The organism is Knoellia sp. B-D-2 (assembly GCF_057714695.1).
The window spans coordinates 3,241,073-3,264,795 of the sequence record NZ_CM173189.1 but is presented as its reverse complement, the minus strand read 5'-3'; the positions used below and the strand labels follow the sequence as shown (position 1 = coordinate 3,264,795).

General features: G+C 71.3%; 21 protein-coding genes. 7 read left to right on the top strand and 14 right to left on the bottom strand.

Annotated features, from left to right (window positions below):
* Nucleotides 1-46: 46 nt before the first annotated feature.
* On the top strand, nt 47-1,159 hold the full coding sequence (locus AC3EU2_RS15470; RefSeq protein ID WP_488177174.1) for a glycosyltransferase family 4 protein: 1,113 nt from the start codon (nt 47-49) through the stop codon (nt 1,157-1,159).
* Nucleotides 1,160-1,218: 59 nt separating this feature from the next.
* On the opposite strand, the gene AC3EU2_RS15465 is transcribed toward AC3EU2_RS15470, so the two are convergent.
* Genes AC3EU2_RS15465 through AC3EU2_RS15435 form a run of 7 tightly spaced genes read right to left on the bottom strand, consistent with a single transcriptional unit; the run spans nt 1,219 to nt 6,930 of the window.
* Nucleotides 1,219-1,365 carry a DUF2613 family protein gene (locus AC3EU2_RS15465; protein ID WP_488177173.1) on the bottom strand — a complete coding sequence of 49 codons (147 nt, stop codon included), beginning with the start codon at nt 1,363-1,365 and terminating at the stop codon, nt 1,219-1,221.
* Nucleotides 1,362-3,098, bottom strand: coding sequence for an MmpA family trehalose lipid delivery protein (locus tag AC3EU2_RS15460; protein ID WP_488177172.1), 1,737 nt, complete (start codon nt 3,096-3,098; stop codon nt 1,362-1,364). The genes AC3EU2_RS15465 and AC3EU2_RS15460 overlap by 4 nt, the downstream gene beginning before the upstream one ends.
* A gap of 23 nt (nt 3,099-3,121) precedes the next feature.
* Complete coding sequence (locus tag AC3EU2_RS15455) at nt 3,122-3,673, bottom strand: D-glycero-alpha-D-manno-heptose-1,7-bisphosphate 7-phosphatase (RefSeq protein WP_488177171.1); 552 nt, start codon at nt 3,671-3,673, stop codon at nt 3,122-3,124.
* On the bottom strand, nt 3,655-4,257 hold the full coding sequence (locus AC3EU2_RS15450; protein ID WP_488177170.1) for a D-sedoheptulose-7-phosphate isomerase: 603 nt from the start codon (nt 4,255-4,257) through the stop codon (nt 3,655-3,657). The genes AC3EU2_RS15455 and AC3EU2_RS15450 overlap by 19 nt, the downstream gene beginning before the upstream one ends.
* Nucleotides 4,254-5,294: a GHMP family kinase ATP-binding protein gene (locus AC3EU2_RS15445; RefSeq protein WP_488177169.1), complete on the bottom strand. Its 1,041-nt coding sequence runs from the start codon at nt 5,292-5,294 to the stop codon at nt 4,254-4,256. The genes AC3EU2_RS15450 and AC3EU2_RS15445 overlap by 4 nt, the downstream gene beginning before the upstream one ends.
* Nucleotides 5,291-6,061 carry a class I SAM-dependent methyltransferase gene (locus AC3EU2_RS15440; RefSeq protein ID WP_488177168.1) on the bottom strand — a complete coding sequence of 257 codons (771 nt, stop codon included), beginning with the start codon at nt 6,059-6,061 and terminating at the stop codon, nt 5,291-5,293. Before AC3EU2_RS15440 ends, AC3EU2_RS15445 begins: the two co-directional genes overlap by 4 nt.
* Complete coding sequence (locus AC3EU2_RS15435) at nt 6,058-6,930, bottom strand: class I SAM-dependent methyltransferase (RefSeq protein ID WP_488177167.1); 873 nt, start codon at nt 6,928-6,930, stop codon at nt 6,058-6,060. The genes AC3EU2_RS15440 and AC3EU2_RS15435 overlap by 4 nt, the downstream gene beginning before the upstream one ends.
* Before the next feature lie 64 nt (nt 6,931-6,994).
* Here AC3EU2_RS15435 and AC3EU2_RS15430 point away from each other — a divergent pair, with 64 nt between their 5' ends.
* Nucleotides 6,995-8,131 (top strand): glycosyltransferase family 4 protein, encoded by a 1,137-nt coding sequence (locus AC3EU2_RS15430; RefSeq protein WP_488179500.1) that lies wholly within the window; start codon nt 6,995-6,997, stop codon nt 8,129-8,131.
* 29 nt (nt 8,132-8,160) lie between these two features.
* On the opposite strand, the gene AC3EU2_RS15425 is transcribed toward AC3EU2_RS15430, so the two are convergent.
* Entirely contained in the window at nt 8,161-8,991 is an 831-nt protein-coding gene (locus AC3EU2_RS15425) for a glycosyltransferase family 2 protein (protein ID WP_488177166.1), read from the bottom strand.
* Between the two features lie 206 nt (nt 8,992-9,197).
* Here AC3EU2_RS15425 and AC3EU2_RS15420 point away from each other — a divergent pair, with 206 nt between their 5' ends.
* Together AC3EU2_RS15420 and AC3EU2_RS15415 are read left to right on the top strand one after the other, a co-directional pair.
* Nucleotides 9,198-10,496, top strand: a complete 1,299-nt coding sequence (locus AC3EU2_RS15420; protein ID WP_488177165.1) for a lipopolysaccharide biosynthesis protein — start codon at nt 9,198-9,200, stop codon at nt 10,494-10,496.
* A complete protein-coding gene (locus tag AC3EU2_RS15415) occupies nt 10,493-11,467 on the top strand; it encodes a nucleotidyltransferase family protein (protein WP_488177164.1) in 975 nt (324 codons plus the stop codon). The genes AC3EU2_RS15420 and AC3EU2_RS15415 overlap by 4 nt, the downstream gene beginning before the upstream one ends.
* 138 nt (nt 11,468-11,605) lie before the next feature.
* On the opposite strand, the gene AC3EU2_RS15410 is transcribed toward AC3EU2_RS15415, so the two are convergent.
* Entirely contained in the window at nt 11,606-15,649 is a 4,044-nt protein-coding gene (locus AC3EU2_RS15410; RefSeq protein WP_488177163.1) for an alpha-(1->3)-arabinofuranosyltransferase domain-containing protein, read from the bottom strand.
* Between the two features lie 224 nt (nt 15,650-15,873).
* Between AC3EU2_RS15410 and AC3EU2_RS15405 the strand changes: the two genes are divergently transcribed.
* Complete coding sequence (locus AC3EU2_RS15405) at nt 15,874-17,826, top strand: acyltransferase family protein (protein WP_488177162.1); 1,953 nt, start codon at nt 15,874-15,876, stop codon at nt 17,824-17,826.
* Nucleotide 17,827: 1 nt separating this feature from the next.
* On the opposite strand, the gene AC3EU2_RS15400 is transcribed toward AC3EU2_RS15405, so the two are convergent.
* From AC3EU2_RS15400 to AC3EU2_RS15390, 3 genes are all read right to left on the bottom strand, one after another.
* Nucleotides 17,828-18,166: a hypothetical protein gene (locus tag AC3EU2_RS15400; protein ID WP_488177161.1), complete on the bottom strand. Its 339-nt coding sequence runs from the start codon at nt 18,164-18,166 to the stop codon at nt 17,828-17,830.
* A 25-nt stretch (nt 18,167-18,191) separates the two neighbouring features.
* Nucleotides 18,192-18,983 carry a class I SAM-dependent methyltransferase gene (locus tag AC3EU2_RS15395; protein WP_488177160.1) on the bottom strand — a complete coding sequence of 264 codons (792 nt, stop codon included), beginning with the start codon at nt 18,981-18,983 and terminating at the stop codon, nt 18,192-18,194.
* Nucleotides 18,984-19,539: 556 nt separating this feature from the next.
* Nucleotides 19,540-19,683 carry a hypothetical protein gene (locus AC3EU2_RS15390; RefSeq protein WP_488177159.1) on the bottom strand — a complete coding sequence of 48 codons (144 nt, stop codon included), beginning with the start codon at nt 19,681-19,683 and terminating at the stop codon, nt 19,540-19,542.
* 31 nt (nt 19,684-19,714) lie between these two features.
* On the opposite strand from AC3EU2_RS15390, the gene AC3EU2_RS15385 reads away from it, so the two are divergent.
* Nucleotides 19,715-20,002, top strand: a complete 288-nt coding sequence (locus tag AC3EU2_RS15385) for a hypothetical protein (RefSeq protein WP_488177158.1) — start codon at nt 19,715-19,717, stop codon at nt 20,000-20,002.
* Here AC3EU2_RS15385 and AC3EU2_RS15380 read toward each other — a convergent pair.
* A complete protein-coding gene (locus AC3EU2_RS15380) occupies nt 19,959-20,396 on the bottom strand; it encodes a hypothetical protein (RefSeq protein ID WP_488177157.1) in 438 nt (145 codons plus the stop codon). The two genes, AC3EU2_RS15385 and AC3EU2_RS15380, sit on opposite strands and share 44 nt — an antisense overlap.
* A gap of 141 nt (nt 20,397-20,537) precedes the next feature.
* A complete protein-coding gene (gene polA / locus AC3EU2_RS15375; protein ID WP_488177156.1) occupies nt 20,538-23,228 on the bottom strand; it encodes a DNA polymerase I in 2,691 nt (896 codons plus the stop codon).
* Nucleotides 23,229-23,274: 46 nt separating this feature from the next.
* Between polA and AC3EU2_RS15370 the strand changes: the two genes are divergently transcribed.
* Complete coding sequence (locus tag AC3EU2_RS15370; protein ID WP_488177155.1) at nt 23,275-23,709, top strand: hotdog fold thioesterase; 435 nt, start codon at nt 23,275-23,277, stop codon at nt 23,707-23,709.
* Nucleotides 23,710-23,723: the final 14 nt, after the last annotated feature.

Below are 23,723 nucleotides of genomic sequence, written 5' to 3'. Positions count from 1 at the left end.
CCATGCGTGCTCGGACACCACAGTCACCCCCACCTGGCGAGGATCGATGTCCCTGCGAGTTCTGCTGCTCAACTGGCGTGACCTGCACCACCCCGAGGCGGGTGGGGCCGAGAAGTACCTCGTCACCGTCGCCGAGGGCCTGGCCGCCCGTGGCCACGAGGTGACCTTCCGCACCGCGGCGTACCCCGGGGCCCTGCCGGAGGAGACCGTCGCCGGGGTGCACTACGTGCGACGCGGGGGGCACTACTCCATCTACCCGCGCGCGGTGCTGGGTCGTCGACAGCGCGGTCACGACGTCACCGTCGACGTCCAGAACGGCGTGCCCTACCTGTCACCGCTGGTGACGACCACGCCCGTGGTGAACCTCGTGCACCACGTGCACCGAGAGCAGTGGCCGGTGGTCTTCGGACCGAGGAGCGCAAGGCTGGGATGGTGGCTGGAGGGTTCTCTCGCACCGGTGGTCTACCGCCGGTCGACGTATGTCACGGTCAGTGACTCGACCCGCAGCGAGCTCATCGACCTCGGGGTGGACGACCGGCGGATCACGGTCATCCACAACGGCACGGACGCGGTGGCTGACGAAGGGCTGCAGCGCTCACCTGAGCCGCGCGTCATCGTCCTCGGTCGCCTCGTCCCCCAGAAGCGGGTCGAGATCGCGCTCGAGGCCGTGGCCGCTCTGAGGTCCCGCGTCCCCGGGCTCCACCTCGACGTCGTCGGAACGGGGTGGTGGGAGCCGCAGCTGCGCGCGCGCTCGTCCGACCTGTGCCTCGAGGACCGGGTGACCTTTCACGGCCACGTGTCCGAGGCGGAGAAGCACCGGCTCCTCGCCCGGGCGTGGGTCCACGCGATGCCCAGCCTCAAGGAGGGCTGGGGCCTCGTGGTCGTCGAGGCCGGAGTCCACGGCACTCCCACCGTCGCCTTCCGCCACGCCGGGGGTCCGGCTGACTCGATCAGGCATGGTGAGACCGGACTCCTCGTGGACGATGACCCCACACCGTGCGGTTCGGGCACGTTCGCGGAGACGCTGGCCCATCTACTCGAGTCGCACGAGCTCCGTCATCGGATGTCGGATGACGTCCGGGGGTGGGTCTCGAGGTTCCACTGGGACGACTGCGTCCAGGCGTGGGAGAGCCTGCTCCTGCACGAGGTCGAGCGCTGACACCCTCGCCGCTGGCCCGCGAGAGGCAAGCGGGCGTTGTAAGACAGCAGGAAGCTCCGTCAGGGAGCGTCGTACAGGACGACCTTCTCGGACGCCGAGGCCGGATTCGCGCCCGGTGTCACCGCGCTGACGCCACCGACTACGGCGACGAGAGCCAATGCCACACCGGCCACCATGGACACGGCTGGCGCTACGAGGGAAGTCATGGCGCAGACCCTACCAGCCGGTCACCTGCGCGGCTGCGCAGATCACGGACACGACACGCCGCCGCCATGGCCCACGTGAGGCAGGTCATGGCCCATCCGGTCCGGACAGCGGCGCCGGCACCCGAACCCGCGGGGTCCGCGGCCGCGGGGAGCTCGACGACCCGGGCGCTCGGGCCGTCGTGGACGACGGTGGCACCGGCAGGCAGGCCCTCGCCTCCGGTGTCGTCGGGGAGCCCGGTCCGCTTCTCGACGACCACCCACCGGACCCCCTCTGCCGCGAGGGCCTCGATCCCGGAAGCTCCCTCGGCCATCCGCTGCGCAACCCGACCCGCGGCCGGGTCCTCCCCCGCGACCGTCCCCGAGGAGAGCGGCAGCGAGTCGTCGAAGACCACCCGCCGGTCGACCATCCGCGGCACGAGGGTCAGCGACACCCGGTTCCCGTTCCAGTCGTAGCGGCGGTACTGCGACCACGGCAGCAGCCCGACCGCCCCTGGCCCGGGGGCGGACAGCCGGGCGGACACCTCGCGCAGGTCCGTCGGGACCTCGACCGCGGACACGCGACCACCGACGCCCCACGCGAGGGACGGCAGCAGGGCTACGGGCAGGATGCCGAGGAGCGCGACGAGCGGCGGGCCTGCCGCCCGCAGCCTCAGAGCCTCACCAGCGAGGACGCCGCTGCCGGCCGCGGCCAGTGCCACCCACGGCCCGACGAGCTTCTGCGCGTCGCGCAGGACGCCCCCGCCCGGGACGTGGACGACGACGGCGCTCCAGGCCCCGAAGGGATCGACCGCACTCAGCCACGCCATCACCAGACCGAGCACGGCGGGCAGGACGACGACGAGCAGACGCCGTCGTCGGGCCGCGCGCAGGGCGGCGCCGACGGCGAGCCCGGCCAGGACGAGGGCCGCCACGGCGGCGAGGGTCACCGACCGCTCGGCCGGATGCGTGGCCGTGTTCCACATCCCCCCACCGGTGGCCAGAGACCCGAGGACCCCGAGGGGCGTGTCGGCAGTCGACGCGAAGGCCGTCGCCCCCTCGGGCGTCGACGCCACCCCGGCGACGAGGGCGGGCAGCGCCCAGACAGCCGAGGCGCCGAGGGTGGACGCGACGGACCACGCGAGCGCTCGCCACCGGGTTCGCGGAGCCGCGAGGACGGCCCCGACGACGAGGCAGCAGATGACGAGCGAGTTGGCGCCACCGACCCCGCACGCCGCGAGGCCGATGGCGGGCGACCACGGTGGGTGTGCCCCCCGACGGACCCGGACGCACGAGACGACGAGGTGGGGCACGGCGGCATACCCGAGCAGGACGGTCCAGTGACCGATGGTGAGCCGCTCCAGCACGAAGGGGTTCCACACGGCCGCGACGGTCGCGACGACGCGTCCGGCCAGCGGCAGGTCGGGTGCCAGCAGCGCCGCGAGCCGGGCCGCTCCCCACCCGGCGAGGAAGAGCGTGGCCCAGAGGACGAGAGCCTGGGCGAGACCGGCCCCGAGGACGTGACCGAGCGTGATCGCCACCGCGTCGCTGGGGACAGCCCGGGGGGCAGGACCCCCCGTGCCGAGGGCGAACGGCGTGAAGCGGGGGTCGGGCGACCAGGCGAGGTCGTAGGCCAAGACGACACCGGCGCCGAACACTGGACCGACGACGACGAACGCCACGAGGGCGGCAACGGCGGCCTGCACGAGGGTCCCGGCGCCGGGGGCCGTGCGACTCCCCGCGCTGCGGCGCAGCATCGTCCGTCCGTCCATCGGCTCGCTCAGTCCGGCCGCGGACCGGTGGGCGTCCCCAGGAGGACCTCCACGGCGTCCGCCAGCGTGGGCGCGTCGGTCCCGAGGAGCAGGGTGCACATCCCCAGCGACCGGGCAGGATCGACGTCGCTCGGCATGTCGCCGACCAGGGCACAGCGTTCCGCCCGCGCCCACGGGGCGGCCTCGAGCGCGCGGAGGAAGAGCCCCGGCGCCGGCTTCCGGCAGCGGCACTCGCCGTCCTCGTGCGGGCATAGTTCGACGTGGTCGAGGTGGGCACCGTCGGCCGCGAGCAGCTCGGTAAGCCGCGACATCACGGAGGTCCACTGCGCCCACGTCAGCCTCCCGGTCGCCAGTCCCCGCTGGTTCGTCACGAGGACGACACGGCAGCCGGCGGCGTTGAGCCGGGCCACGGCAGGGCCTGACCCCGGGAGGAGCGCGAGGGCGTCGGGGTCGGCGACGTAGCCCTCGACCCGCGTGTTGATCGTCCCGTCACGGTCGAGGAACACGATGTCCCACGGGGCGCCCGGTCCGGCGGGAACGATCAGCCCCGGCCCGCCCACGCGGTGTCCACCCCTTCGCACCATGCGTGTGACCACAGCAGGTGGACCTCCTGGATCCGCGGCGTGTAGGTGGACGGCGCTCGGAGCACGTGGTCGGCCAGGCCGTCGACCGGCGCGGACTCCCCGGTCAGGAGGATGGTGCAGAGCCCAAGGTCCCTCGCGGCCCCGAGCGCGCGGAGGACGTTGGGCGACGTGCCGCTGGTCGACATCGCGAGCAGGACGTCGCCGGCCCGTCCGTGGGCGCGAACGCCGCGCACGAAGACCTGGTCGAACCCGTAGTCGTTGCCGAGCGCCGTGACGACGGTCGACGACTCGGCGAGGCTAATCGCCGGGAGCGGGTCCCTGTCGAGGACGCACTTGCCGGCGAACTCGGCGGCCAAGTGGCTGGCCATGGCCGCGCTGCCGCCGTTGCCGATGACGAGCAGTTTCCCGCCCGCTGCGAGGGACGAGAACAGCGCCCGTCCGGCCGCATCGACGGCCTGGACGAGCTCGGGCTCCGCCAGTCGGGGCAGCATCTCGGCCCACGCCGAGAGAGCGCGGCCGTGGAGGGCGTCCACGTGGGCGGGGTCGGGGGCGCCGGTCATGTGGGCACCCGCCAGGTGGTGACGCCGTGGGTGCTGAAGGTGAACTCGGACACCGTCATACCCAAGCGGATCAGCGCGTCGGCCACGAGGTGCTTGCGTTCGAACTCACAGACCAGGGCCATGTGGCCGCCGCCCCCGGCGCCGGTGACCTTCGCCCCGAGCGCGCCCGACGCCAGCGCCACCTCGACGGCCTCGTCGATGAGGGCCGTCGAGATCCGGCTCGACATCCGCTGCTTCTCGCGCCAGGCCTGTCCCAGCAGCTCGCCGAAGCCGGACACCTCGCCGCGCAGGAGTGCCTCCTTCATGGCGTGGGCGATGTCCTTCTGCGCCCTCATGCCGGCGACCGCGTCGGCGTCGTGGCCGATGAACCGGGCGACCTGGTCCTCGATGATGTGGTCGCTCACCCGCGAGTGCCCCGTGTAGGCGAGGAGCATGTTGTGCTCGAGCTCGTGGATCGTGGCCTCCGCCACGCGGAGCGGGTAGACGACGACGCGCTCGGCGTGGAACTCCATGAAGTTGAAGCCGCCGAACGCCGCCGCGTACTGGTCCTGCAGCCCACCGGGGATGCCGAGGTCCTCGCGTTCGAGCCGGCAGGCGACCTCGGCCAGCTCGTGCGGCGTGAGCTCCATCCCGCAGTGTCGCGCGACGAGGGCGAGGACGTTGACCACGACCGCGCTCGACGAGCCCAGACCGGACCCCGGCGGCGCGTTGGTGTGGAGGAAGAGGTCGAAGCCGGTGGGCGGGAGGGCGCCGTGGAACTCGCGGACGCGCGCGATCGCCGCCTTGGGCAGGTCCAGCCGGCCGTCGAAGACGACCGGCTCGTCGACCCCGAAGTCGACCGAGTCGCCGTAGTCGAGGGACCGCACCGTGACGCTTCCGTCGTCCCGCGGACGGAGGGTGGCGTAGGCGTAGCGGTTGATCGTGGAGGAGAGGACGACCCCTCCCTCCGTCGCCGGGAAGGGTGGGACGTCTGTCCCTCCCCCAGCGAAGCTCACCCGCAGGGGCGCGCGGGCCCGCAGCACCGACCGTGTCGTCATGCCCGTCCTCCCCGGCGCTCCGGCGTCCCGGGGCCGGCGCCGGTGCCGGTGCCGGTGCGTCGCAGAATGAGGAGGAGGTTCCACGTGGCCACCTCACGGAGCCCGGGGACGGAGAGGAGGTGACGGGCGGCGTCGGGCAGGTACCGCGGCCGGAGGCCGAGGACCTCGACGTCGTCCCGCTGCCGCGCCCACGCGAGCCCCTCGGCGACGCTGACCCGGTAGAGGCTCTGGCCGAGCAGGTTCTTGGGGAGGTGACCGTGACGACGCTCGTAGCGCCGGACGGCATACGCCGACCCGAGCCAGTGCCACGGGGAGGCCTCGTGGGCCCCCCAGGGTGACCACCAGTTGGTGTAGCTCAGGTAGAGGACCCCGCCGGGACGGGTGACCCGGACCAACTCGTCCGCGACGGGCCCGAACTCGGGCACGTGCTCCAAGAGGTTGCTCGAGAAGACGACGTCGACGGAGGCGTCGGCGATGGGCAGCGCCATCGCGGAACCGGTCAGGCCGCCGTCGGCGACCGACGACACGGTGGGGTCGTGGTCGACCGCGACGTAGCGGGCGCCGCGCGCACGGAACGCCCGGGCAAACTGCTGCGGACCGGCGCCGACGTCGAGCACGAGGCGACCGTCGAGCTCAGTGTGCTCCGCCAGGGTGGCCACGGAGTCGTCGGCGAGGTCGCCGTAGAAACGGTCCGGGTCGGTCTGCTCCACGAGGAAGCTCCGGAAGAGCCGGACCGAGCGGCGCAGTCCCCGCTGCTGCCCCGTCACGCAGCGCGCCGGGCGGTGAGGCGGAGCGTGGGCCGGGTGCGTGGCGCGACGAGGCGCAAACCGGCCACGAGGGGAGCAGTGGCGAGGGCGGCACCACGCACGGCGGCGCTGGCCAGCGCCCCCGCTGGTCCGGGAGGGCGCAGGACCCGCACGGCGGAGGCGACGTCCACACTGATGCTGTCCATCACGAGGCGGTCGACCCGGACGTCGACCAGGCCGGCGTCACGCGCCAGGCGCGCGAGCGACTCCTCGGTGAAGAAGCGGACGTGGGTCGGGTCCTCGAGCATCCACCACGCCGCCCCGAAGGTCGTGAGGCCCCACGAGTCCCCGGCGGGGGTGAGCAGGACGACGCGGCCGGTGTCGCTGAGCAACGAGGCCGCCTTCGCCATCGTCACGACCGGGTCGTCCACGTGCTCGATGACGTGGACCCCGACGACGAGGTCGGCCGTGACGGCCGCGTCCGGGACGTCCTCGATCGGGCAGCTCCACAGCGTCGCCTTCTCGGCGACGACCGGGTCGACGTCGACGGCCAGCTGGTCCGGGTCGACCCCGGAGACGACCGCGCCGTCGTCGTGGAAGCGCCGCAGCAGGGCACCGCTGCCGTAGCCGATCTCGAACACCGAGGCAGGCCGGCCCGAGCCGCGCAGCCAGCGGTGGGTCAACCGCGTCCGGACCGCGTCGAGGGACGGGTCACCGCCGTATGCCGCGTCCCGGGCGTTCGCGTTCGCCTCCGTCAGCGACCGTCGGAGGTGCCCGCAGCTGTCGCAGCGGTCGAGACGTCCCCCACGCGCCAGGCTCCACGGGCTTGTCTCCCCGCGGCATATCTCACACTGGCGAGGGGGCGCTTCACCTCGTGCTCGGCTGACCACGCGGGTACCCTAACCCAGTCCACCGGGCGCACTCGGAGGGCTGACGAGGAGGCCAGTTGTGGAGATGGACCCGGCGCGGCGACCGCTGCGCGTCCTCGTGCTCACGTGGCGCGACGGGGACCACCCCGAGGCCGGAGGCGCCGAGGTCTACGTCGAGCGGACCTCCCAGCTGCTCAGCTCCCGCGGTCACACGGTCACGCTCTTCTCCGCCGCGTTCCCCGGGGCCGCCCGCAGCGTCGCCCGGGGCGACGTCCGGATCGTGCGCCGGGGTGGCCGGCTCTCCTGCTATCTCCGCGGCCTGCAGCACCTGCGCTCGGTCCGCCACGACGTCGACGTCGTCGTCGACGTGCACAACGGCGTCCCGTTCTGGGCGCCGTTCGCCACTCGCATACCGGTCGTCAGCCTCGTCCACCACGTCCACCGCGACCAGTGGCCGATCATCTTCGGGCCCGTGCTCGGGCGGCTCGGCTGGCTCATCGAGTCCCGGCTCGCCCCCTTGGTCTACCGGCGGTGCCAGTACGTCACGGTCTCGCAGGCCACCCGGGAGGACCTCGCGGCGCTCGGCGTCGACCGGGAGCGCATCGCCATCACATACTCCGGGAACGACATCCCCACCGACCTCGACAGCTACGCCGAGGTCTCCCGTTCCGAGGAGCCGAGCCTCATGGTGCTCGGCCGCCTCGTCCCGCACAAGCACTTCGAAACCGCGATCGACATCGTCGCCGAGCTCGGCGCGCGCTTCCCCGGCCTCACCCTCGACGTCGTCGGCGGCGGCTACTGGAGTGACGAGCTGCAGGCCCACGCTGTCGCCCGCGGGGTGTCCGACCGGGTGCGCTTCCACGGATTCGTCGACGAGACCACCAAGCGCACCCTGCTCGCCCGGGCCTGGGTCGTGCTGCTGCCGTCCCACAAGGAGGGCTGGGGCCTGACGATCGTCGAGGCGGGCCTGCACGGAACCCCCTCGGTGGCCTTCTCGTTCGCCGGCGGCGTCACCGAGTCGATCGTCGACGACGAGACCGGGCTGCTGGCCGACGACGTCCGCCAGATGACCGCCCACGTAGAGGGCCTGCTCTCGGACGCGCCCCTGCGTGAGAAGTACGGCGAGAACGCCCGACGCCATGCCCGGTCGTTCTCGTGGGAGAGCACCACCCTGCAGCTCGAGGCGGCCCTCAACCGAGCCGTGGAGCAGCGCCGCCGCTGACGCGGACCGAGTCGTCGCGGCTGGGAGGCTCAGGCGGCCTGGTCGCGCCGACCGCGGCGGGCACCCCAGACGTAGGCTCCGGCCTCGAGGCCCCGCAGTCCGAGCATGCCGACTGCGTATAGCGGCGACCCGGCCAGCCGCCGCCAGTTGCGGGCGTACGACCGCGCCACGGCACGGCCCTGTGCGGCGACGGCGCCGTCATGGCTGGCCGCGAAGGCGGGCAGGGACCGACCGTAGTAGTAGCGCTTCTCCAAGACGGATCGGATGGTCAGCCGTCCCTCGTCGTGGTCGACAAGGACCGGTGCCAGCTCGATGCGGGCGCCCGCATCCCGCAGTCGCAGACGCAGGTCGGCGTCCTCCGGGCCCGACATCGTCAGCGCGAAGCTACCGTCGGCGGTGAGGAGGTCGCGACGGATGAGGCGCGGGTTGTGGATCAACGGGTCGTCGAGGTAGCACTCTCGCTCGAGCGCCCGGCACGCGGTCCAGAAGCCGCTGCCGATCGTGCGCTCAGGCAGGGCCACACCCACGGCCCCGGTCGAGATCGCCGTCTCCAGCGCCCGCGTGATCGTCTCGGGCGGCAGGATCATGTCACTGTCCAGCCAGAGCACCCACGTCCCGGTCGCGAGCTCGATGCCGAGGTTGCGCTGAGCGCTGCGCTCCGGACCTCCTGCGACAACGCGGTCCGCGAGCCGCTGCGCCGTTGCCCAGGTCGCGTCGTCGCTCCCGTTGTCGACGACGATGAGCTCGACGGCCGGGTGGGTCTGCGCACGCACCGACGCCAGGCATGCGTCGATCGTCCGCTCGTTGTTGCGCGTGGGGACGACGACGCTGACCAGCACGTCCTTCTGGGCCTGTGCCACCGGGGGCTCCTTGAGTGCGTTCCGAACTCGGCGCCCGGCTTCGTCGGTACCGGTCGCAAGTGCACACCCTGCCGCATGGCCGCCATGCTGCCGTGGGCGGGCCGCCCCTACACGGCCCGAAGCCGACGTGGGAAACGTGCGAGTAACCTGTCCCCCTGACCCTCCCGGATCGAGGCCTAGTGCGACGTCACTCCCGAGCACGTTCCTTGGGCAAGGCGGCCACCGGCGACGCCCTGCTCGGCCTTGGCATGGGCACGGCCAGCGCCTTGGGATATCTGTTCGTCGTCATCCTCTCGCGTGCCCTCGGACCCGCGGACTTCGGCGGCTTCTCGTCGTTCAACAGCATCGGGCTCGTCCTGGGGATCCCCGCGGGCGCGTTCCAGGTGATCTATGCGAGCCGGGTGGCTCGTCGAGGGCCGGCCGCCTTCGACCTGCGGCTGCCCCTCCTGGTCGGCGCGGTGGGGTGCCTGACGACCGTGGCTTTCTCCCCCCTCCTCGCGCACATCACGCGCGTCGACTCGGTCCTGGCGCCCATCGTCGTGGGCCTGGGTCTGCCCTCGCTCATCCTCAACGGCGCGCTCATGGGCGGGCTGCTCGGGATGAGACGGATCGGCGCGCTCTCGCTGGTCTACCTCGCGACGGGTGTGAGCCGGGTCGTCGCCGCCACCCTTGCCTCGGTGCTGGGCCTCGGCCTCACCGGAGCCCTGGTCCTCGTGACCCTCGCCGGCTGTCTCGTGACCGGTCTGCTCTGGTGGCTCTGCCGGGATCACGCACACCTGCCCTGGGCTGCGGCGCGGGGCTCGCGCGGGGTCATCGTCAGGACGCTGTACCGGTCGAACTCCTCGATGGGCGTCCTCATGGCGTTGACGACGGTCGATGTCGTCCTCGCGCGCTACGTCCTCACGCGGGTGGAGTCCGGGGAGTATGCACTCGTGTCGACCCTGGGCCGCTCCCCTATCTGGGTGACGCAGTTCCTCGCGTTGGCCCTCATCCCGACCCTCGCCACCTCGGGATCGCGTCGTTCAATCCTGCGTGCCGGTGGCCTCGTGCTCGGCGTCTGCGCTCTCGGGACGGCCGTCGCTGCCGCTGCACCCGACCTCTGGGTCGGCATGTTGGGTGGCGACGCGTACCACGCCGCGAGCGACCTGCTGCTCCCCTATCTGGCCCTGGGCACCCTGCTGGCGCTGGCCCAGGTGCTCGTCATGGCCGAGATGGCCCAGGGCCGTCACCTCTTGGCCAAGGTCGCGTGGCTGGCGGTGCTCCTCGAGGTCGTGATCTGCCTCGCCTACGCCCGGGACAGCGCTTTCCACGTGCTCGCCACCGCCATCCTGGCCACGAGCCTCGTCGTCGTCGTCGGCGTCGCGGAGCTCCTGTTCAGCATCCGCCGCGAGCCTCAGGGACCCGGTGCGACGGATCACGAGGCACCGTCCCGGACCTCGTCGCACGAGTCCTCCGGTGGCCGCCCCCCGCTCACACCCTCGCGACACGGTTCCGGCCGGGCGTGAGCGTGGCCGCATCCACGACCGACCGCCCCAAACCCACCGCCGTCGTACTTGCCGGCGGGCTTGGCACCCGCATGGGTAGCCTCGCGGCAACCCGGCCCAAGCATCTTCTGGAGGTCGCCGGCGAGCCGATCATCGTCCACACGCTGCGCTGGTTGTCGTCCCACGGCATCAACGACGTCGTGCTCGCGACGTCACACCTGGCGGAGCAGTTCGAGCCGACCCTCGGAGACGGCAGCCGTTGGGGCCTCAGGCTCCGCTACTCGGCCGAGCCGGTGCCGGCCGGCACCGCGGGCGGGCTGCGGCTCGCCGCCTCGGTGCTCGACTCCCTCCCGGACCGTTTCGTCGTCGTCAACGGTGACCTGCTCACCCAGCACAACCTCACCCGTCAGCTGGCCGTGGGTCAGGATGGCCCGGCCCCTGACGCGGTGCTCCATATCCGTGCGGTTCCGGACGCCCGCGCGTTCGGTTGCGTCGTCGCGGACGGCACCGGGCTCGTGTCGGCCTTCACCGAGAAGAGTCCTGATCCGCCGAGCCTCGAGGTGAACGCCGGGACCTACGTCCTCACCCGGTCCGTGGTGGAGTCCCTGCCCAACGGCACCCTGTCGCTGGAGCGGGACGTCCTCCCCGCGCTCGTCTCGCGAGGGCACGTCCGGGCCTACCGGGAGGACGCCCTCTGGGAGGACGTGGGCACGCCTCAGGCGCTGGTCCGGGCCTCCGCAGCCCTGGTCCTGCGCTCGGGCCGGGACGCCCACATCGACGCGAGCGCCGTCGTCGACCTCCAGACCCACGTGGGCCGCGGGTCTGCAGTGGGTCCGTCGGCACAGGTCAAGGCCGGTTCGCGGGTCCTCGGGTCGGTGGTCATGTCCGGTGCCGTCGTCGAGGAGGGTGCCCTCGTCGAGGACAGCATCGTGGCCCCAGGATCGACAGTGGCTCGTGGACGGGTGCTCCGCGGAATCGAGACCTTGACCTAGGTGTTCTGATCACGGACGTCAGGTCCCTGAGTTGAACTCCTCGACCGTCCACAAGGTGTTGGTCCGCTTCAGCTGTCAGAGGCTTGTCGAGCAGTGGTCACCAGCGGACCGCGTGCCCAACCTGACCGGACAGAACACCTAGGTCTCGTCGCGCCAGGCCCCGACGACGAGCAGCACAAGGGACGCGACGACGAGCACCGAGGGTGCGGGGTTGGCGAGGACGAGCTGCGGGCTGGCGACACCCCAGCGGGGGAGGTTGCCGACGACCCAGGCCACGGGCGCCAGCGCCATGACGAGCGCCGAGGTACGCAGCAGAGTGCGTGGAGCCGGTGGCCGGAGCAGGCACCAGGCAGCCACAGCAAGGCCCACGACCAGCCCCGCGAGTGCCCCGAACACCCAGCACCCGACGACGAACAGCAGCCAGCCGCCCCGCGAACGTCGCCGATCGCGAGCCGTCACCTGTGTGTGCAGCTCCGGGGCGGCCGGCCAACGAAGCGCCTCGCCTCGAGTCGCAGGAGACGCGCCCGAGCGGGGCGGGACCAGGAGCAACCCGGCCGCGACCAGCAGGGCACCACCGGAGGTCTTCATCGCGACGTCCGAGACTCCCTGCGGGGCGTACTCGACGTCGAAGGTGTGCGGCCCGAGGTCGCGGACCCACCACCCCATGGCATAACCGTCGACGACGACCGGGGGGCCTAGCCTGACGCCGTCCATCGTGGCGCGCCACCCGGGATGGACGTTCTGACCCACGACGAGCAGGTAGGGCTCGTCGGCCTTCTCGGTCGAGACCCGGTAGGACGAGGACGACCTGCGGTCCACGCTCGTCATGGGTCCGGCCGAGCCGGGCACGGCGAGCTCACCCCGGCTGTCACGCAGGACGAGCGAGTCGGTGGTCCATCCGGGCTGGCTGCGCAGCTCGTGCGCGCCCTCGTCCAGCGACAGCGCTTCGCAGCCGGCGACGAGGCGAGGGCCCTCGCCGTCGAGACCACCGATGACACGGACACGAACTGGTATGCCGTCGATGGTGCCGAGGCTCACGCATCGCTGCGCGGCCGAGGCCGCGTCGCTCGTGACCCGGACGCCGTCGAGGTCGACCTCGCTCACGACCGGAAAACCGCTACCCTCGGAGGCTTTGGCTCGGATGCGCACGGTCGTCGCCCGGGTCTCGGGCAGCGGGACCTCGACCCGGCCGCGGGACAACTTTGCGCTCGTGACCTGCCGACCGTCGATGATGACGTCGACCTCCGAGATCCAGGCGGTGGCTTGCGCGGGTTGCTCGACGGTCACGCGGTCGAGCGTTCGGGGCTCCTCGAACGTCGCGTCCAGCCACTCACCCGCGATGACCCGCCCCGGGCTCCACCCGGTGTCGGGGTCGCCGTCGAACGCGCGCGAGCCGCGGACAGGCACGTCGTCGAGCGCCCGCGACGACGAGGTGACGACGACGTCGCCCGTGACCCCGTGCAGCGCGTCGAGGACGTCGTCCGGCGCCGCCCGGTCCGGCCGGACGAGGCCGTAGACACGGAAGTCGCGGGCGTCGGGAAGGGTGAAGTCACGGTCGAGCCGCGTCTCCTCGTCATCTCCGGCGACAGGTGTGCCAAGCACCCGGGTGAGGACGACGTCCGTCGGCGTCGCCGCGAGCCTCTCCTGCGCCGCACCCCTGAGGTCCCGCGCGGCCGTGGCCGTCGAGATCGGCAGTCTCGCGACCCGACGAACCTGCAACCCGGGAACCGTGACCTCTGCGATCGACACGGGGTTGTCTCCCTCGCCCTCGACGGCCGTCACCGTGACGATGAGGCGCTCCGCCGTCCGACCCGGGAAGGCAGCGGAGACGCGGCCGTCGGCGGGAACGTCCACCTCGCTCTCGGCATCGTCGGCCTGGACCCGGATACGGCTGATGCGCTGCCCGGTCGTCGGTGGCACGTCCAGATCGATGCGGTCCACGCTCACGGGGGTGGGAACCCGGACGGAGACGGACTGGCCCCGAGCACGACCGAAGTCCCCGAAGGACCAGGCCGTCGTCGGGTCGCCGTCGAACGCGTTCTCGGCTGTCGCCGCCGGGTTCACCCCGAAGAGTGGCCCCTCGAGGCTCGCGGAGACCTCGCCGCCGACGATGCGGAGCACGGTCTGGTCGGCCGGACCGTGGAGCGCGATCGTGGGCCCGGGGTCCTCGTCGGCCCCCACGAGGGCGCCGTAGGCACCGGTGAGCCGGTTGGGGACGACCTGCCGTCGACGGTTCGTGTCCGTGAGGACGAGCCGGGACTTCGGTCCCAGCGCCTCGGTGAGCGCGGACGGAGTCGTGGCGCCGGTGAGCAGGAACGGCGGCTGCGAGGGAAGCAGACCGACCTGCACCAACGGAGCCAACGCCCAACCGTCGCCGTCGACCAGGACCACCCCGTCCGTGCTCTCCGTGCGCACGAGGTCGCGCGCGTCACGCACCTCGTAGCGCTGCAGCGGCGGCAGCTGCAGCTCGAGCTCTGGCTGGCCCGGGGTGCGGACGAGGTCCTCGCCGGGTGAGCCGTTGGCCCCGCGGAACACCAGTCCCGGGTCCGACCCGACGTGGGTGGCCACCGCGATCGGCCGGGCACCACCTGCCTTGTCCCAGCGGACGTCGTTGCGCACGAGCACGTCGCCCACACCGAGGTAGCGCGCGGCCGCGGAGAGCGCTTCGCTGGGCATCGACCCCTCTTGGAGCCCGGTGTCGACCGCTGCCAGCAGGCTGGCGCCGTACGGGGAGGACTCGGGCAGGGTGATCCGGACGAAGGAGGGGCGGGCCAGCAGCGCGTTGTTGAGGTCGTCCGGACGGTCCTCGCTCCACGTGTACTGGGGTTGGGCGACACCGGGGACGAACCACACCCTGCGGTCCACGGGGCCCTTGTCCAGCGCGCGAGTCGCGTCGTACCAGTGATCCGGGACGGGCAGCGGGAGGCTGTAGAGGCCGCCGGACCACGCCGGCCACGTGGCGAGCACCACGCAGCCCGCCGCGACGGGCGCGATGACGAGCCGAGGTGCGACACGACGGGCACGCCGAAGCAGCTCCGGCACCGCCAGGCCACCGAGCAGGGCGGCCCCAAGCACGAGGACTGCTCCCACCTTGTTGGTCGTACGGAACGCCGCTGCGCCCGGAACGTGCTCGAAGGCCCAGAGCAGGAGGTTGCCGAACGGAGAAGGAGCGTCAGCCGGGTGGACACCGACCATGAGCACGGCGGCGGGCACCACGAGCAGCAGGGCGAGGCGGCGCGCCGGGCCACGCACCACCTGCGCGGCCGCGACGACCAGGATGGGGATGAGGAAGCTGGCGGCCACGACCAGCGGGTTGGTCAGGTAGGGGACGAAGCCGGGCTGCCACGGTCCGTCGACGTCGCGCCCGTACAGCGGCCACAGCCCCATCCCGCGCATCGCTTCCCCGAAGGACGACGGCGCGGAGATGCCCTCCAGCGACTCGCTGAACTGGGTCACATGGCTCCCGGCGCCCAGCGCCGCCAGCGACGGCACGAGCCAGTAGGCCGAGAGCAACCCGGCGAGGAGCCCCCACTTGGCCGTGGCCATCGCCACCATCCGCCAGCTCGCACCGAGACCGCTGTGGGCGAACCAGAGGATCGCCGGCAGGCACAGGAGCTGGATGAGGGGGATGACCGCGACGTTCATCCCGCTCATGGCTGCGAAGGCGAGGGCCGCGGCCGCCGGGTCGCGCCAACCGCCCCTGATGGTGGCCCTGAGCAGAAACAACACCATCCAAGGCAGCATCGCGGCGGGGAGCACGATGGCGAGGAAGTCACCAGCTGTGACCATGTAGGGGTTCGCGACGTAGATCACGGCGACTCCGACAGCGCCCACCGTCCGGGCCGAAGGGCCGGCGAGCAGGCGGTAGAGGCGGCTCGCGCCCCACCCGCCGAGCAGGAGCAGGACCCATCGCAGCAGACGCATCGACAGGTCGGCTCCGATGCCGAGCTCCTGGATGCCACCCACGAGCCAGGCGACAGGGAACAGGCCCACGTTGAAGTTGGGCTCGCCCAGCTTGGGGCTCTCCCGCCACGCCCTGCTCAGTGCCTCGGCCTCGCGCCACGGCGCCATGTAGATTTCGGGCTTGATGTCCGGCGCCAGGACGCCGACCCCGTTGAGCAGAAGGACGAGCAGCAGGATGGTTGCGAGCACCAGGGGCACGCCGGCTCGCCTCAGCACCATCCAGCCTTCCCACGCGGTCGTGACAGCCCATTGTGCAGCACCCCGTTCGTGCCGCCGCGAGGCCCGGAGCGCGTGTCGGTGTGGCGCCCCACGGCCGCACGACACCGAACGAGCAGGAGGACGACCATGACGGCCATGACAGGCGCCGCGGCCCGCGAGGTCGTATGCCGTGAGCGCACCTGCACGTCTCCGGCTGCGGTCGTCCGACCGGACGGGACGCACGGATGAGCCGGCACCATCGCGGGCTCGAGACGCAGTCGTCCGATCGTGGCGCCCAGCTCGGCTATCGTCCCGCGCTGGATGGTCTGCGCGCCATGGCGGTCGTCGGCGTCATGCTCTACCACGGCGGCGTCCCGTGGACTCGTGGCGGTTTCCTCGGTGTCGACATCTTCTTCGTGCTGTCGGGGTTCCTCATCACCTCGCTCCTCGTCCAGGAGTGGCGACGGACCGGTCGGATCGCTCTTCGCGCCTTCTGGCTCCGCCGGGCCCGACGCCTGTTCCCCGCGATGCTCGCGGTGCTCCTGGCGGTTGCCGCGCTCTTCGCCGTCATGCCACAGCAGCAGCCGATGCTACGCGGAGACGCACTGGCGACGTTGGGCTACGTGTCCAACTGGTGGTTCATGGTCACCGACCAGTCGTACTTCGCGCAGTTCCTCGACCCCTCGCCCCTGCGTCACACGTGGTCCCTCGCGATCGAGGAGCAGTTCTACATCGCCTTTCCCCTCCTGCTGGTCCTCCTGCTCGGTCGTGCCCGGCTGGGTCTCGGCGCGGTGAGGGCCCTGTTGCTGGTCGGTGTCCTCGGGTCGGCGGGCCTCATGGCCGCCCTGCACGACCCGCTCAGCGACCCGTCGCGGGTCTACTACGGCACGGACACACGGATCCACGCGCTCCTCCTCGGCGCCGTACTCGCGCTCTCGCCGGCACTGACCCGCCCCTCGCGCTCGACCTACACCCGGCTGAGAGGCCGGCTCGTCCCGCTCCCCGGCGCAGGGTTGGTGGGTTGGATGGCGCTCGGCGGGCTGCTCGTCCTCGTCGTGGCGGCGCGCGAGCTCTCACCGTGGATGTATCGCGGCGGCTTCCTCCTGACCGCCGTCCTGACCGCGGTCGTCATCGCTTCGGTGACCGCGGCACCGCTCTCCTCGCTCGGGCGTGTGCTCGCCCTGCGGCCGCTCGTCGCGATCGGCGTCGTGTCCTACGGGTTGTACCTCTGGCACTGGCCCGTCTTCGTCATCTTCGACCGCGAACGAACCGGACTGGACGGTCCGCTCCTCCTCGCCGTCCGGTTCGCCCTCACCGGCCTGCTCGCGTTCCTCTCCTACCGGTTCGTCGAGGAGCCGATTCGCGCTCAGCGGTTCCAGCGCCGATTCACCCCGACCCAGTGGGCACGGGCCGTCACCGCCGCGGTCGCCTCGGTGGCGGCGGTGGTCCTGTGGGCGAGCGCGGCAGCGCAGCCGGCCGCAGAGGCGCCGACGTTGGCTGGCGAGCGCCCGTCCCCGGTCCCCGACGCCCAGGGCCGGCTCGTGCGCGCGTTCCTCCTCGGGGACTCCCAGTCGTGGCGGATGCGCATGAACTACAAGAACCAAGTGGACGGGTTGTCGGTGGGTGGTAGCACCCAGCTGGGGTGCGGCACCCTGCTCCCGGAGTGGTTCGTTGCTGGTCACACCATCCCGAATCTGCCGGCGTGTGTGGAATGGGAGCCACGATGGACTCAAGAAGTCGCCCAGGACTCGCCGGACGTGTTCGTGCTCATGCTCGGTCTGGGTGAGCTCTACGACCGGAGCGTCGACGGGACTGTGCTGAGGGTCGGCACGCCGGCCTACCGCGACTGGCTCTACAGCGAAATCGACCGACGGCGAGCCATCGTCACAGGGCACGCGACGTCATTCGCCCTCACGACGGTCCTGTGCATGAAGGTCAGCGTGGACGCAGCCAACCAGACGAGCCGCTTCGCCAATGACCCGTCTCGCCTTCGCTGGCTCAACGACACCATCCGCTCCTATGCCAGCAGCCATCCCGACGTCACGTTCATCGACCTCTACGAGACGTTGTGCTCCGAAGGGTTCACCGAGCAGTTGAACGGCGTCACCCTGCGCGACGACGGCCTGCACCTCACTCCGGAGGGATCGGCCCTGGTGTGGTCGCGAATCGGCCCGCAGCTGGTGGACTCGGTGCCGTAGTTCAGTCCTGCGCGCTGCTCGGGTGATGAGCGTCGGCATCACTGTCGTCGCCGATCAGCTCCTCATCGCGCCGAGTCACCCCAAAGGCGTAGATCGAACCCGCTGCGACTGCCAGAGCAGCCGCGGCAAGACTTCCGGCCTGCCACTGCCGGATCTGGTTGATCTGGCCGCAGGCCGCTGTCCCGAGGTTGTCACCCGGAAGCCGTGCCCCGGTTCCGCACATGATCGGGAAGCCTTCGGCCGGGTACAGCTGGATCGGCGACCACAGGAAGTACGCCGCACCGACGAGGAGCAGCAGCGCGATGGTCGCGCCGACTCGCGCCCCGACGGACAGGGTCACGATCGAGCGCGTGCCCTCATCTTGCTCAGTCATGATCCTCCGAAGGTCGAGGTCGTGATGCGCCCGGGGACGGAGGACGGCTGTCCTTCCTGCGCGGTGGCGGGGAGTCCGGAACCCTGTCGGCCGGCTCCGCCACGACGAGGAGGTCGGAGGCGATCGACGGGAACCTAGCACAGAGAAGATCGACCCGGTCCACGGGCGAAGGGAACTCGCCGGGCATGCCCAAGGTCCGTCGGACCGTGAAGCCGGTGCGCTCGAGGATTTCTCGCAAGGCACGGTGCGAAAACACCTTGAGGTGGCCCTGCACCTGGTTGCCCTGACCGAGCGCCCGCCAACGCCGGCCCAGATGCACCTCGCTGGACGTCTCGGTGAAGAGCGGCTGAATCCCCATGGGCACCAGCACTCTGTTGGCCCAGCCCACCATGTTCGGCGTCGACAGCACCAGACGACCACTCGGAGCAAGGATCCGGCGGATCTCGGTGAGCATGAGATCCGGGTGCGCGACGTGCTCGATCACCTCGCCGGCGACGACGACGTCGAAGCTGTCGTTCGCGAACGGCAACGGCCCGGCAATGTCACCCGTGACGGCCCTCCACCGGGCCCCCTCAGGAGGAGACACGAAATCCATGCCGACCAGCCTCGTCTCGGGAGGCAGTCGCGAGGCCAACGCATCCAGCAGCACTCCTTCGCCACACCCAAGGTCGAGAACGCGTGAGGGGCGCTGCGTCACAACGATATCGCTGATGGCGGACAACCGCCGATCGAGCGAGCCGACCCACGTGACGTTGTCGCGGTAATAGTCCGAGAAGCTCGTCATCGCAAGGCCGAGTGCGAGGAGGCCTGAGCAGGTGAGGACGACATCGCCGCAGTATCGCAGAGGTCATGGATAGATCCTCGACGACGGGCGAGACACAGGCGTCCTTCGTCGACTCCCGACCACGAGGCGGGAACCGGCTACTGGCAGCCGTGCCCCGCCCACCCCAACCCCAGGTCAGGGCGACGCATCGTCCTGAGTCGCGGTCCGCCGGCCGACGCCCGATAGTGGCGAGTCTCGTCATACACTCTTGGCAAGGATCGCCAGAGGGAGACGGTTGGCAACTCATCGGGACTATCGCGGGTCGCCCATCGGTAGGACAAGCTGAAGTGGCGATCCACATGCGGGTCGTGAACTTGTGAGGTCGACCGCCTTGGCGCCTGCTGAGGGCTAACTGGGCTGAGTCCGACCCGCTGGGGTCTACCGATCTGCACCTGAGGCTACTCGTAGGTAGCCTCAGGTGTGCATGCGCCATGGCGAGCGCCGAGGTGCGATTCCAAATCTGCCACGCCGAAGTCACGCCGACGATCAAGAAGCTCAGCCAGACGGTGACCTTCCCTCAGCACTCGGCGTCCACGTCGCTCCACATCACGACCCGCACGATCATCAGTGGTTCGTCACCCTTCCGCCCGCGAGCACGACGATGGAACTCAACGGCCTCCTCCTCGTCAAAATCATCCAGCAGGTCGAGCAGGTCAGCCACGCCTCCGGGTTCCTCGACGCCGCCAACATCGTTGCCGTCACCCCGTTGCTTCAACATCCGCATCACCCGGATCGAGGCGCGGAGGTGCCCGGGCGCTCGCCAGGTGCTCGTCTTCTGGCCTGCGGCCCGCGGCAACCACCTCGTGGGCTACCTCGTCTGGGCCGCCGTGGGGCTGGCCACCCTCGTCGTCGTTCTCTGGCGCGGCCGGAGTGTCGCCGACGTCGCGACCACCTTCGTCGCGGCGTCGGTCGTCGTGACCGCCGTGGGCGCCTGGGTCAGCGTCCCTCGCGGCGCCGGCGCCGACGAGCGGTCTCGCTGAGCACGCTGGACCCCACGACCTGACCGGAGGAGCCGTCGGAGCCGAGGTCGATGCCCGGCCCGACTGCTGCGCCGATGGCCAGCCCGGCGACGAGGGCCAGGCTGACGCCGATGGCGGGTCGGTTCACCGCCGGGATGAGCTCCCACGTGGCAGACGCGGTGAGCAGCAGGAGCACGAGCCAGATCACCCCGGCGTTGCCCTGCCCAGTGCCCGACCGGGCGCCCGGCCGCAGGGACATGATGAGCGTGATCGCCGTGAAGGAGCAGATCGCCGCTGTGAGGACGATCGAGGGACTGACGGACCCCTCGACCCCGTAGCGCTTCCACGTCGCGACGAAGCTCATGAACAGCGTCAGCGCACCGATCGCGATGTTGGTGGCTCTGGCGATCCCCATGAGGCACTCCGTCCGTCGCGGCGCTGGCGGGCCACCGACCACGCCCGCCGATGAGGGCAGGCTACGACCGAAAGGGCGTGCAGCACCATGGCCCGAGCGAAACCCTGCGTCCACCTCATCCGCCGGGCGCAGGCCCCACGGTCAGTGCGCCGCGTCGTGCCAGCTGCGCCCGTGGCCCACGCTGACGTCAAGCGGCACGTCGAGCTCGACCGCCCGGCCCATCTCGGTGCGCACCAGCGCCTCGACGTCGGCGCGCTCCCCCGCGGCCACCTCGAGCACGAGCTCGTCGTGGACCTGGAGGAGCATCCGTGACGCCGCGCCGGACTCGCGCAGGGCACGGTCGACCCCGATCATCGCGAGCTTGATGATGTCGGCGGCGGAGCCCTGGATCGGGGCGTTGAGCGCCATCCGCTCGGCCATCTCGCGGCGCTGCCGGTTGCTGCTCGTGAGGTCGGGGAGGTAGCGGCGCCGACCGAGCATCGTCTCGGTGTAGCCGGTCCCCCGAGCCTGGGCGACGACCTCGTGCAGGTAGTCGCGCACCCCTCCGAAGCGCGCGAAGTACTCGTCCATGAGGCCCTGCGCCTCGCCCGTCGAGATGGTGAGCTGCTTGGACAGGCCGAACGCGGACAGCCCGTAGGCGAGGCCGTAGCTCATCGCCTTGACCTTGCTGCGCATCTCGGCGGTGACGTCGGCCGGCGCGACCGAGAAGACCCTTGCGCCGACGAAGCGGTGGAGGTCCTCCCCGGTGCGGAAGGCCTCGATGAGCCCCTCGTCACCGGAGAGGTGCGCCATGATCCGCATCTCGATCTGGCTGTAGTCCGCCGAGAGCAACGACTCGAACGGCACGCCGTCCGCGCTGCCCACGATGAACACCCCGCGGATGCGCCGGCCCTCCTCGGTGCGGATGGGGACGTTCTGCAGGTTGGGGTCGGTGGAGCTGAGCCGGCCCGTCGCCGCGATCGTCTGGATGTAGGTGGTGTGGATGCGCTGGTCCTCGGCGACGGACTTGATGAGGCCCTCGACGGTGACCCGCAGCCGCATGGCGTCACGGTGGCGCAGCAGCGCCTCGAGGAACGGGTGCTCGGTCTTGGCGTAGAGGTCGGTGAGCGCGTCGGCGTCGGTGGTGTAGCCGGTCTTGGTCCGCCGCGTCTTGGGCAGGCCGAGCGTCTCGAAGAGCACGGTCTGCAGCTGCTTGGGCGAGCCGAGGTTGATCGACTCACCGCCGATGGCGTCCCAAGCGTCCTGCTGCGCACCGCGGACCTTGGCGTCGAAGTCGGCCTCGAGCGCGCTGAGCGCGTCGGTGTCGACGGCGATGCCGGTGCGCTCCATCGCGGCGAGGATCTCGACGAGCGGCAGCTCGATGTCGCGCAGCAGCCCGGTGCCGCCGGTCGCCTCGAGCTGCTCCCCCAAGGGCCCGGACAGGTCGAGCACCGCTCGTGCCCGCACCATGGCGTCCTGGCCGACGACCTGGTCGTCGGTGCCATCGAAGGACATGTCGAGCATCCCCTGGCCGCCGGCCTGCTCCTGCGCCTTGAGCTCCCGGCCGAGGTGGCGCACGACGAGGTCGGCGAGGTCGAAGCTGCGCTGGTCGGGCTTGACGAGGTAGGCGGCGAGCGCCGTGTCCATCGTCACGCCGGCGACCGGCAGGCCGCGGGCCCGAAGGGCGTGCATCTGGCCCTTGGCGTCGTGGAGGACCTTGGGCCGGGACGCGTCGCCCAGCCAGTCGGCGAGCGCCTTCTCCCCGGTCTCGTCGAGCTCGAGGACGTCGATGTATGCCGCCGCGTCGCCTGCCGACGCGAGCCCCACCGCGGAGACGTCCCCCGTCCCACGTCCCCAGGTCCCGACGACGTGGACCCCGGTCGGCTCGGCCGTCGCGTGCTCGTCGAGCCACGGGCCCACCTCGTCGGAGGCCAGGACGGAGGCGTCAAGGTCGAAGCCGCCCTCGGCCTCGTCGGGCGCGGCGTCGAAGGTCTCGAAGAGCCGCTCGCGCAGCACTCGGAACTCGAGGCCGTCGAACACCTTGTGCACCTCCTCGCGGTCCCAGGTCGAGCGCTCCAGGTCGGCGATCGTCACGTCGAGGCTGAGGTCGCGAACGAGGTGGTTGAGCCGCCGGTTGCGCAGCACGTCGGAGAGGTGCTCGCGCAGGGACTCCCCCGCCTTGCCCTTGATCTCGTCGGCGTGCGCGACGACACCGGCGAGGTCGCCGTACTGGGTGAGCCACTTCGCCGCCGTCTTGGGACCGACGCCGGGCACGCCGGGCAGGTTGTCGCTGGTCTCGCCGACGAGCGCGGCGAGGTCGCTGTAGCGCTCGGGCGTGACGAGGTACTTCTCCTCGACGGCCTTCGGGTCCATGCGCCAGACCTCGGAGACCCCCCGCACCGGGTAGAGGAGGGACACCTTGTCGGTGACGAGCTGGAAGGCGTCGCGGTCGCCGGTGCAGATGACGACGTCCATGCCCTCGGCCTCGGCCATCGCGGTGAGCGTGGCGATGACGTCGTCGGCCTCGAAGCCGTCGACCTGCACGTGGCGGATCCGCAGCGCGTCGAGGACCTCGCGCACGAGCGCGACCTGGCCCTGGAACTCGCTCGGGGTGGCGGAGCGGGTCGCCTTGTAGTCGGCGTACTCCGCGGCACGGAACGTCTGGCGGGAGACGTCGAAGGCGACGGCGACGTGCGTGGGCGCCTCGTCACGCAGCACGTTGATGAGCATCGACGTGAATCCGTAGACGCCGTTGGTGTGCTGACCGGTGCTCGTCGAGAAGTTCTCCACCGGCAGCGCGAAGAACGCGCGGTAGGCGAGGGAATGACCGTCGAGGAGAAGGAGGCGACTCACGCATGGCAGCCTATGGCCAGGCCCCGACAGCAGAGAAGGCGACCACATGAGCAGCGCTCCCCAGGACCACATGAGCCTCGTCCGCGCGATGGCGGCAATGAACCCGAACTCGCTCCTGCACCGCATGGGCATCGAGGTCACGGAGGCGAGCCCGGAGCGTCTTGTCGCCACGATGCCCGTCGAGGGCAACACCCAGCCCTACGGGCTGCTCCACGGAGGCGCGTCCGTCGTCCTGGCCGAGACGCTCGGATCAATCGGGTCGGCGCTGCACGCAGGCCCCGACCAGATCGTCGTCGGCACCGACATCAACGCCACCCACCACCGCGCGGCACGGTCGGGGCGGGTCACCGGCGTCGCGACGCCTCTGTCGTTGGGCAACACGTTGTGCTCGTGGCAGATCGTCGTCACCGACGAGGACGACCGTCTGGTCTGCACGTCACGCATCACCTGTCTCGTGCGGCAGGCGCCCCCCGGCGCCTGAGGAGCCGACCCGAG